Origin of the sequence: Kamptonema formosum PCC 10802 (genome assembly GCF_000332335.1) — a bacterium.
Taxonomy (GTDB): Bacteria; Cyanobacteriota; Cyanobacteriia; order Cyanobacteriales; family Oscillatoriaceae; genus Oscillatoria.
This window is the reverse complement of sequence record NZ_KB235948.1, coordinates 1,172,536-1,181,972: the sequence shown is the minus strand read 5'-3', so window position 1 is coordinate 1,181,972 and position 9,437 is coordinate 1,172,536. Positions and strand designations below refer to the sequence as shown.

At 52.0% G+C, this 9,437-nt stretch carries 10 protein-coding genes; 6 read left to right on the top strand and 4 right to left on the bottom strand.

Going from position 1 to position 9,437, the window contains the following annotated elements:
- Positions 1 to 202: 202 nt before the first annotated feature.
- From OSC10802_RS0105105 to OSC10802_RS0105095, 3 genes are all read left to right on the top strand, one after another.
- Positions 203 to 421 (top strand): hypothetical protein, encoded by a 219-nt coding sequence (locus OSC10802_RS0105105; protein WP_198525065.1) that lies wholly within the window; start codon positions 203 to 205, stop codon positions 419 to 421.
- Positions 421 to 846 carry a type II toxin-antitoxin system VapC family toxin gene (locus tag OSC10802_RS0105100; RefSeq protein ID WP_017715706.1) on the top strand — a complete coding sequence of 142 codons (426 nt, stop codon included), beginning with the start codon at positions 421 to 423 and terminating at the stop codon, positions 844 to 846. Before OSC10802_RS0105105 ends, OSC10802_RS0105100 begins: the two co-directional genes overlap by 1 nt.
- Positions 847 to 1,115: 269 nt before the next feature.
- Positions 1,116 to 5,219: an Eco57I restriction-modification methylase domain-containing protein gene (locus OSC10802_RS0105095; protein ID WP_017715705.1), complete on the top strand. Its 4,104-nt coding sequence runs from the start codon at positions 1,116 to 1,118 to the stop codon at positions 5,217 to 5,219.
- 25 nt (positions 5,220 to 5,244) lie between these two features.
- Here OSC10802_RS0105095 and OSC10802_RS0105090 read toward each other — a convergent pair whose 3' ends face one another.
- Positions 5,245 to 5,655 carry a hypothetical protein gene (locus OSC10802_RS0105090; protein ID WP_232731625.1) on the bottom strand — a complete coding sequence of 137 codons (411 nt, stop codon included), beginning with the start codon at positions 5,653 to 5,655 and terminating at the stop codon, positions 5,245 to 5,247.
- Positions 5,615 to 5,800: a hypothetical protein gene (locus OSC10802_RS0105085; RefSeq protein WP_017715703.1), complete on the bottom strand. Its 186-nt coding sequence runs from the start codon at positions 5,798 to 5,800 to the stop codon at positions 5,615 to 5,617. Before OSC10802_RS0105085 ends, OSC10802_RS0105090 begins: the two co-directional genes overlap by 41 nt.
- 40 nt (positions 5,801 to 5,840) lie before the next feature.
- Between OSC10802_RS0105085 and OSC10802_RS0105080 the strand changes: the two genes are divergently transcribed.
- Both OSC10802_RS0105080 and OSC10802_RS54045 read left to right on the top strand, forming a co-directional pair.
- On the top strand, positions 5,841 to 7,145 hold the full coding sequence (locus tag OSC10802_RS0105080) for a homoserine dehydrogenase (protein WP_026098181.1): 1,305 nt from the start codon (positions 5,841 to 5,843) through the stop codon (positions 7,143 to 7,145).
- 211 nt (positions 7,146 to 7,356) lie between these two features.
- Positions 7,357 to 7,680: a hypothetical protein gene (locus OSC10802_RS54045; RefSeq protein WP_026098180.1), complete on the top strand. Its 324-nt coding sequence runs from the start codon at positions 7,357 to 7,359 to the stop codon at positions 7,678 to 7,680.
- A gap of 48 nt (positions 7,681 to 7,728) precedes the next feature.
- On the opposite strand, the gene gatC is transcribed toward OSC10802_RS54045, so the two are convergent.
- Positions 7,729 to 8,019 (bottom strand): Asp-tRNA(Asn)/Glu-tRNA(Gln) amidotransferase subunit GatC, encoded by a 291-nt coding sequence (gene gatC / locus OSC10802_RS0105070; RefSeq protein WP_017715700.1) that lies wholly within the window; start codon positions 8,017 to 8,019, stop codon positions 7,729 to 7,731.
- 102 nt (positions 8,020 to 8,121) lie between these two features.
- Complete coding sequence (locus OSC10802_RS0105065) at positions 8,122 to 8,643, bottom strand: photosystem I assembly protein Ycf3 (protein WP_017715699.1); 522 nt, start codon at positions 8,641 to 8,643, stop codon at positions 8,122 to 8,124.
- Between the two features lie 577 nt (positions 8,644 to 9,220).
- Between OSC10802_RS0105065 and OSC10802_RS55445 the strand changes: the two genes are divergently transcribed.
- Entirely contained in the window at positions 9,221 to 9,352 is a 132-nt protein-coding gene (locus tag OSC10802_RS55445; RefSeq protein WP_017715698.1) for a hypothetical protein, read from the top strand.
- The last annotated feature ends 85 nt before the right edge of the window (positions 9,353 to 9,437 follow it).

Genomic DNA, 9,437 nt, shown 5'->3' with positions numbered 1-9,437 from the left:
GGCGGGGGGTGGGAGGGGGGTGGGGGATGGGATTGAACCGCCAAGACGCCATAGACGCGCTTTCTCGGCTTCCCGCAGGGTAGAACGCCAAGGAAGAGGGGAGAAATATATTGGGAGATAGGTGGTGCCGGTGGGGGCGCTCCTGAGGGGTGAGGGGGGCCGGTGTTATAATTAATTCAGAGGAAAGAAGGGGTCAGTGAAAATGGGAACTGAACGAATAATAGATATGACGGTGGAAGAACTCAAAGGGTTGATTGCCCAGATAGTCGATGAGCGGGTGCGGCAAGGGGAACAGCCCCAACGTCCCAAGGAAAAACGCTCTGTGCAGGAGATTTTGGAGGCGATGGACCGTCTCAGGTGGACCCCGCCACCGGGTTCGCCGTCGGTTGTGGAAATGATTCGTGAGGATCGGGACAGCTAATGGCAACCTATCTAGTTGATACCAGTGTGGTGTGTCAGTATTTCCTCGCGCAGACTCACACGCCTGAAACGCGAGTCTTGGTGGCTCGGATGTATGAAGGCGATCAGCTATACATTCCAGAATTTTGCCTGCTAGAGTGCGCCAATGTTCTGTGGAAGGAGGTGCGGTTTCGGGGAATGCCAGAGACAAATGCAGAGCCAATAATTCGTGAGCTGCTGGCGTTACCTTTTCAAATTGTGCCGGTAAGCGCTCTGTTGCCGAGCGCTTTGCAAATTGGTTTGAGCTACCAGCTGCCGGTGTATGACTCTCTCTATATTGCTCTGGCTTTAGATAGGGGGTTTTCTCTGATTACGGTTGACCGCCGGCAGGCTGACGCCGCAATGGCTGCCGGTGCTATTATTAAGCCTATTGAGAATTTTTCGTAGGATTCGGTTAGGAGGAGCGATTGCCGGCTCTAGCAATTCTATAGCGGTTTTTAGTTGTATGAAATACATGCCAGAAACCGGTTTCTTAAAGAAACCGGGTTTCTCAGTACCTCACTAATAGGAGAGAGGCTATATCATATCTTTATCTTACTGCGGCTGGCTGGAGCGTGCCGGTTGGGATAAAGAAGAAAATATTACATTTTGTAAAAACCTTGTTGAGGGGCACACCTAAAGGTATATAATCTGGAGATGTAGGTTGGGAAGCGATCATGATATCCAGCAGTAAGCCCCTGTTTTCACAGCACTATTTAGAGCGCCGGATTCAAGAGTGTCCAGAATGGAGTGAGGATGTAACGCATGCCTTGGCACAGCTGCGAACACTACACACCGGCAAACAGGAAATTCTGCCGGCGCTTAACGAAGCTCAGACGGAAGCGGAGTTTATCCAGCCGGTGCTGGAAATATTGGGCTTTTCATATATTGTCCAAACTCCTGTGCGTAAAGGCGGGCAAGTCCAGCGTCCTGATTACGCCCTATTTGCAGATGAGAAAACCAAGAAAGAGGCTTATGGCTTTCAGAAGAATGATCAGCCGGCTTTTTACGCCCGCACTGTGGCTGTTGCGGATGCGAAATACTGGGGGCGCTCTCTAAGTGAGGTGTCTCGCAATGACGCCCGCGATGCGTTCAAAAATAGCAATCCTTCGTTTCAAATTGCCAGTTACTTGACGGGAACTGGCGCTGACTGGGGAATTCTGACAAATGGCAGGATTTGGCGGCTGTACTGCCGGCACAGCGCTGCGCCGGTGCAAGAATATTATGAGGTTGACTTGGTTAACCTGCTGTCAGCGGGGGATGGGGAAGGGTTCAAATATTTCTGGTGTTTCTTCCGGCGGGAGGCGTTTGTTAAGGATGTCAGGGGGAAGAATTTTTTAGAGCGGGTGCGCGAAGGGAGCGCTAAGTATGCTAGAGTGATTGAGGGGGAGCTGAAGAAGCTGGTTTTCAACCAGGTGTTTTCTTCTTTTGCGGGGGGATTTGTTGCTTATGGCGCAGCGCGGGGAGAAAATCTGACGGATGAAACGAGCCGCCGGCTAGTTTATGAGGCTACTCTGTCATTTTTGTACAAGATACTGTTTTTGCTCTATGCTGAGGCGCGGAATTTGCTGCCGGTTGAGGGGGATTATCGCAACTATAGTCTCAGCAAGATGCTGCGAGAGATGGCGGAATTGGTTGACCGGCAGCAACGGCTTAGCCAGACTTCTGCGGGTTTTTATGACAGGTTGCTGAATCTATTTCAAATTATAGATCGGGGAGATGCCGGTTTGGAAGTGCCGCGCTACAACGGCGGGCTGTTCAAGTTTGACTTTGCCCCCTCAGAATCCAATTCCCTATCCCAGGAAGGTAGCGGGGGAGGCAATAATCGGTTTTTGATGGAACACAAGTTAACGGATGCGGTGCTAGCACCGGCACTAGACAAGTTGGCGCGGATAGGTGGGGAGCCGGTTGATTACGGTTTTATTGACGTGCGGCATCTGGGGGCGATTTATGAAGGGTTGCTGGAATACCGGCTGGTTATTGATGATGCTGCTAGGGGCGAAGTTCACCTAGAAACCGACAAGGGGGAGCGTAAAGCTACAGGTTCTTACTACACTCCTGAATATATTGTCAAGTACATCATAAAGCATACTTTAGAGCCAATTTTGGCGGAACGAGCAGAAGGGTTCAAGGAGTTGATGGGGAAAATTTCTCAAGTGCGGCAGCACTTGGGAGATGGCAGGAGAAATTCTGGAAGCACCGGCACGCTGCAGGAGGACTTGCAGCGTCTGCAAAGACAAGCGTGGGAAACACTGCTGGATATCAAAGTGTGCGATCCAGCAATGGGGAGCGGTCACTTTTTGGTGACAGCTGTGGATTATATCACCACTGAGCTGATTCGCATTCTCAGCGAGTATCCAGAGGATAACCCGGTATTGGAACAGCTGGCTAAAATCCGCGAGGAGATTATTGCCAACTTGCAACAGCAGGAAATTTCGATTCATTCCAGCAAATTGCGAGATGATAACTTGCTGCACCGCGCGGTGATGAAGCGCTGCATTTATGGGGTAGATTTAAACCCGATGGCGGTGGAACTGGCTAAGCTGAGTTTGTGGTTGCACTCCTTTACTGTTGGCGCACCGCTGTCATTTTTAGACCATCACTTGCGCTGCGGGAATTCCCTGATTGGGGCGACGGCGCGGGAAGCGGAATCGAGTATGGCTGCCGATGCCGGTGGGCAACTGACGCTGTTTGCGGGACCGTTTGTGGGGTTACTCCGCGCTGCTGAAATTATGCGGGGGATTAGTATTTTGAGTGATGCCACTTTTGGGGAAGTGGAAACCAGCGAGCGGCTATTTCTAGAGTTTGACCGGCAAGCGAAACCTTACAAGCAACTGCTAGATATATATGTCTCCCGGCATTTTGGGGTGAGGGGTGCGGATAGCTTCTTGCGGCGTTACGGTGCTCTGGCAATAAATGCCAGCTCAGAAAGGATGAGTCAGGCGGATGCTGCAGTAGTGAGTTCGGCGCGGCGCTTGTATGAAGAGAAGCGCTTTTTCCACTGGGATTTGGAGTTTCCAGAGGTGTTTATTGATTTGCAGACTGCTTCTTGGAAGGAGAATCCGGGGTTTGATGCTGTGGTGGGAAATCCGCCGTATGTGAGAGTTCAGACAGTCAAGCAGGCAGACGCTCTAGCAGCCAATTACTTTTCAAATCTTTATGAAACTGCCTCTGGATCTTACGACCTTTATATGCTGGTAGCGGAGCGGTGCCAGTTCTTAGTTAACTCCAGAGGAATTGTGGGTTTAATTCTGCCGAATAAGTTCTTGACTGCTTCTTATTGCCAAAAATTACGCGATAGGGTAGCGCGGCAAAAATCCTTGTGCGAACTTGTCGATTTCACTTACGGTCAGGTTTTTGATGAGGTCACAACCTACACCTGTTTATTGTTCTTAAGTGGCAGTGCGTGTGAGGCGGCACGCTATTTAAAGCTGGAAGTGCCAGAAGATATTATTGAGGGCGAGCTTCCATTTAGAAAGGCACTTACCGGCTCTTTAACAGATAAACCCTGGACTTTCACCGAGCTAAACGTCAGCCAGATTTTTGAGAAAGTCTCTCAGTACAGCACCCCGCTAAGCAAACTAGCTGAACGTTTGTTTCAGGGCATTCGCACAAGTGCCAATGAAGTTTATATCCTGAAAAACGTAATCGAGGCAAATGGCGAACTTGAGGGATTTTCTGCTTCCCTTCAGCAACGAGTGAGAGTTGAGCGAGATTTGTGTGCGGCTTTTGTGGCTGGCGAGGAAATTCAGCGTTATGAAATTTCATGGAACTCTGCCGTGGCGATAATTCCGTATAAAGCCACAGAGAATAAGGTGGAGCTAATTTCTTTAAACGAATTGCGGGAGAAGTATCCAAAGACTTACCAATACCTCCACGCTAATCAGGAGATTTTGAAGGCGCGAGAGAAGAGCCGGCTGGCCCAAACTGATAAATGGCACGGGTTTATCTATCCCAAAAATTTAGAAGTAATCCGGGCTCCTAAAATTCTGATCCGGGACATTATCAGCAGGGCTGCCTACACTCTAGATTCTGATGGAAGTGTGACGTTTGTTACGGGTTATGGCATTACTCTACCTGCGGATTGCCCTTACTCGCTTAACTATGTGCTGGCGCTCCTGAATAGCAGTTTTGGGGATTGTGCTTTGAAGCAACTCAACACATTTGTCCGGGGCGGCTACACTCGCATATTTTCTCAATATCTGGAGCCGATTACCATCCGGCGCATTGACTTCACCACACCACCCGACGAACGCACCGGCTATCTGGAAATAGCCAAATCTATCTGTGAGAGTTGCTTGACAGGAGGTGAGGGAACTGCTATTATAGAATTGGTGCGAAAACACCTCAGTCAGGGTCGCACTGATGTGGTTCACGATTTGCTGGCTAACCTGGCCGGTGAAATGATTGATCTAAACAAGCAAAAGCAGGCGGAAATGAAAGGCTTCCTGGTTTGGCTGTCGCGGGAGATTGGCACCGGCACTGACAGTCTCACGAATAAAACCCGCGTTCAAAATTACCTGGGAGATTGCCAGAAAGAGGAATCCCCCCTGAGCTTTGACGAACTGCTGGAGATTCTGAAAAAGAATCGCAAGCGGCTGTCAGGGGATGTTTCAGCGAGAGTATTTCAGGAGCGATTGCAGCGGGAATACCAGGCGAGTTTGGATAAACTGCTGCCGGTGAGAGCGCGACTTGCCGGCACTGATAGTCTGATTGATGGGATGGTCTGCCGGCTGTATGGGTTGACGGATGAAGAGATAGCTACTGTCGGGGGGAGGTGAGCTGGGGATTTAGAAAGCAGGTTTTTTAAAGAAACCTGCTTTCTGGTTCCCGCCTGTGACACTGCTGCTGTAAAATCTCCTCAGACTTGGCAGCCAGATCGGGTGAGCCGGCAAATAAGCCGACCAGGGGATCGGAATCAATATTACTTGTTTCTAGCGGTTGCGCTTCTACATAGAGCCTCACCGCTTCAGTGGTGAGCGCTTCTGCATAGAGCGTCACCGCTTCAGTGACGAGCGCTTCAGGAGATTGTCCCCGCTGACGCGCTATAGCTGTCAATTTTTCCAGCAAGCTCTTTTCTGGCTGCCAGTTAATGGTAATTTCCATGACTCTACCTTGATAGCAGAAATTAGCGATCCCGTGCAGGATTAGCTGTCGCTCGCTATCTAATATTATGTCACAAATGCTGAATTTGACTGAAGCAAGTGGTGCCGGCACTCAGATCGAGGGGAGAGAAGAGGGCGAAAAGCCGGCATCCCCTAGCTGACAGCTGCCGGTGCTGTCCGCCGGTGTGGGGGCGCTCCCGCCGCGCCGGCAGGGATACCGGCACCGGCACGCCTTCGGTGGGGTGCGAGAATGCCACAATAGTTTTGGCAAGAATTTACTGATTGCGGATTAAAATCGTGGCATACAAAATCGGTTTGCTCGGACTCGGAACAGTAGGCACCGGCACGGCGGAAATTTTGCTCTCCCCAGAAGGGCGTCACCCGCTGCTGCAGGAGTTGGAAATCCATAAGGTGGGCGTGCGCACCCCCGACAAACCCCGCACTTTACAAATCTCCCCTGATGTGCTAACAGCAGACCTGGAGTCAATCGTCACCGATCCCGCTGTTGATATTGTCGTCGAGCTGATCGGCGGGCTCGAACCGGCACGCTCCCTGATCCTAAAAGCCATCGCCCACGGCAAACATGTCGTCACCGCCAACAAAGCAGTCATCGCCCGCTACGGCGATGAAATTTTCACCGCTGCTAACGAAAAAGGTATCTACGTCATGCTGGAAGCAGCTGTCGGCGGCGGTATCCCGATCATCTCCCCTCTCAAACAGTCTCTAGGTGCCAACCGCATTCAATCTGTCACCGGCATTGTCAATGGCACCACCAACTACATTCTCACCCGCATGACCGCTGAGGGCGCTGACTTTAGCGAGGTTCTCGCTGACGCCCAGCGCTTGGGTTATGCTGAAGCTGACCCGACTGCAGATGTGGACGGCTTCGACGCTGCGGATAAACTGGCTATTTTGGCGAGTTTAGCCTTTGCAGGGCGCATCAAACTAGAAGAAGTCTACCGCGAGGGAATTGGGCAAGTTAGCGCTGCGGATATCGCCTACGCTGAGAAACTCGGCTTTGCGATTAAATTGCTGGCAATCGCCAAGCGCGAACAGCCCACCGGCACCGATCCCACCGACCGGTTGCAGTTGCGAGTTCACCCCACTTTTGTCCCCAAAACCCACCCGCTCGCCAGTATCAATGGCGTCTACAACGCTATTCTGGTGGAAGGGGAACCGATTGGGCAGGTGATGTTTTACGGGCGGGGTGCCGGTGCCGGTCCCACCGCCAGCGCCGTAGTGTCTGACATTATGAACATTGCCGCTATCCTGAAAACCGAAACCGAACCCATACCCCATCCCTTGCTCAGCTGCGCCCACCAGCACTACTGCGCCATCGCCCCAATGGACGAAGTGATGGCGCGATTTTACGCCCGCTTCTTGACAAAAGACGAGCCGGGTGTTATCGGCAAATTGGGCACTTGTTTTGGCAATCATGGCGTCAGTCTGGAATCGATTGTGCAAACCGGCATGCGCGGCGATTTGTCAGAAATTGTCGTGGTGACTCACGATGTCCGCGAAGGCAATTTCCGGGAAGCGCTAGAGGACATTCGCAACCTGGAAGGGATCGCCAGCATTCCCAGCTTGCTGCGCGTTCTTTAGCCAGACTGCCGGCGCGAGAAAGCCGGTGATTCAGAAACCGGGTTTCTTTCAGAAACCCGGCTTCTCATCCCTTGGAACTGACCGGCTCGGGGTGCGCCTTGACTCGCACCCCACCACTTGCTTAAATTTTTCTGTAAAATTTGCTACAATTCGCCACACCTGTGCCAGGTTGATAGGAAAGGCACCGTTTGAAAGCACAGGAGTTTTTTTTATGAATTCCGAAGATTGCGCCAGAGAGAGACTCATTGAGCAGCGCCAGCACGAGGAAAAACTGCACCAGTCGGTGCTGAGCCGGTCGGAAGCAGAACTGGGCGCACCTCCGGATGCGCCGGCGCAAGAACAAGCGCGGGAATTGATGGCTGAACACCGGCAGCGCGATGAAAAACTGCAGCAGTCGGTGCTGAGCCGGTCGGAAGCAGAACTGGGCGCACCTCCGGATGCGCCGGCGCAAGAACAAGCGCGGGAATTGATGGCTGAACACCGGCAGCAGGAGGAAAAACTGCAGCAATCTATGTTGAAGCGCTCGGAAGAATAAATAGTAGGGTGCGTTCCCAAAGGGAACGCACCCTACGGAGCTAGAAAATTACTCTTCGCTGAGAATCTTGGGCACTTTGAAAAAGTTGCCATCTCCGTCTGGCGCACAGCTGAGGATATCTTCCCGATCTGGAAAGGATTCCAGGTCGTCCGGTCGGGCTATGTTGCTGACATCAATGGCTCGCGTGGTGGGCGGCACAGTCGTGGTATCTAGCTCGCTCAGTTGCTCGAAATAGTCGAGAATGCTGCTCAGCTGGGTGGTGAATTTCTCCTCTTCCTCAGCGGTTAGTTCCAAGCGCGCGAGATGAGCTACTTTATGAACTTGTTCGCGGTCAATCATCGGTTAGCTGTTAGTAGTTGAAGGGGGTAGGGCACAGAGCAGTGGGCGGAGGGCGCAGGGGAGAAAAACGCTTTCAATGCCCAGCGCCCAGCGCCCAAGTCCCTAAAAATATACGTCCATTGTAGAGCGCCCGGTGGTTTTGAGCCAATTTTGGGCTTCGATGTAGTTGTTGGGCGCTAGGCGAATAGCTTCTTTCCAATAGTCAGCCGCCTTGTCGTAGAGCGCTTCGGCTTCTTCGTCACTGCCTGCTTCCTTCGCTTGTTCCCCCTGATAGTGGTAGATAACCGCGATATTGTTCAGCGCCTGAGGCATGCGGGGGTTGAGTTCCAGAGCTTGGTTATAATATTCCAAAGCTCTCTCGTGCTCCCCATTGCTGGTGTGGATCAGCCCGACGTTGTAGAGGATATAGCTGCGGTCGTTGGGGTCTTCTTCCAGTTTCAGGGCTTCGTAGTAGTTATCTAGGGCTTCTTTGTATTCGCCATCCGCCTGAGCGGACATACCGTCGCGGTAGTAGGCGAAGGCTTCCTTGGCTTTTTGGTTGGTTGGCAGGATCTTGAGGATGATATCTGCCATCACCGTGAAGCTTTTGTCGATGAAGTTGTCGTTGCGTTGGCTTCTGGGCATAGGTTTGGGGGCTAGTGGTTCGCAATAGCCTGCAGGTAGGTCGCGGCTCTTCGCCTCTTAATGTAGCTTAGCGCCAAGAGTGCGGCGATGGAAAGGTTTCGGGGAATTGGCACAGATATGCCGGTTGTTCCTCACCCCCGAGGTTTCCCTGACACCCCTGTGAGGGACCTCTGTCCCCACAGCAGCCTCAGTAGGGCTAAAGCCCAACTACGAACCTTTGGGCTATTGCAGCAGTCCTATTGGGCACGGACATCAGTGGCCTAGGGATAAAAGGCGTAGGTACGGCGTTCGCCTGCCCTCTTGATCTAATGCCCTAACCTAACTGGCTGCTGCTATAAAGCCCAACTGCGAACCTTTGGGCTAAAGCCCAACTACGAACCTTTCGGGCCATACCACCGGCCATGTGACCGGCATCACTCCGCTGTGCGCCTCAAGTCACATCGCCCGCAGCCTCCCATCACGCCGGTGTCAGGAAATTATCACATTTCGCTGAGCCGAAGGTCACAGACTGTGATATGGATATCAGCCACACTGGTAAGTAAGAGAAAGAGAGAAAGCCCAACGGAGGAAACCAAGTATGTCTTACCACCACAACCAGCAGCACCCCGCATTCGTTAAGATCGTCTACAGCCAAATCAAGGTCAACGGTAAAGTCGAACTCGTGCCAATGGAACTGTATGCTGACGGGACAGTTAAGCGCAGCGCCTGATATTGAACCAATCTCTGCAATATGCTATCAATACAGGTCTTTTGCAAAAGCGCCAGGGCACCTCACCCCTCAGGGGCATCTATAA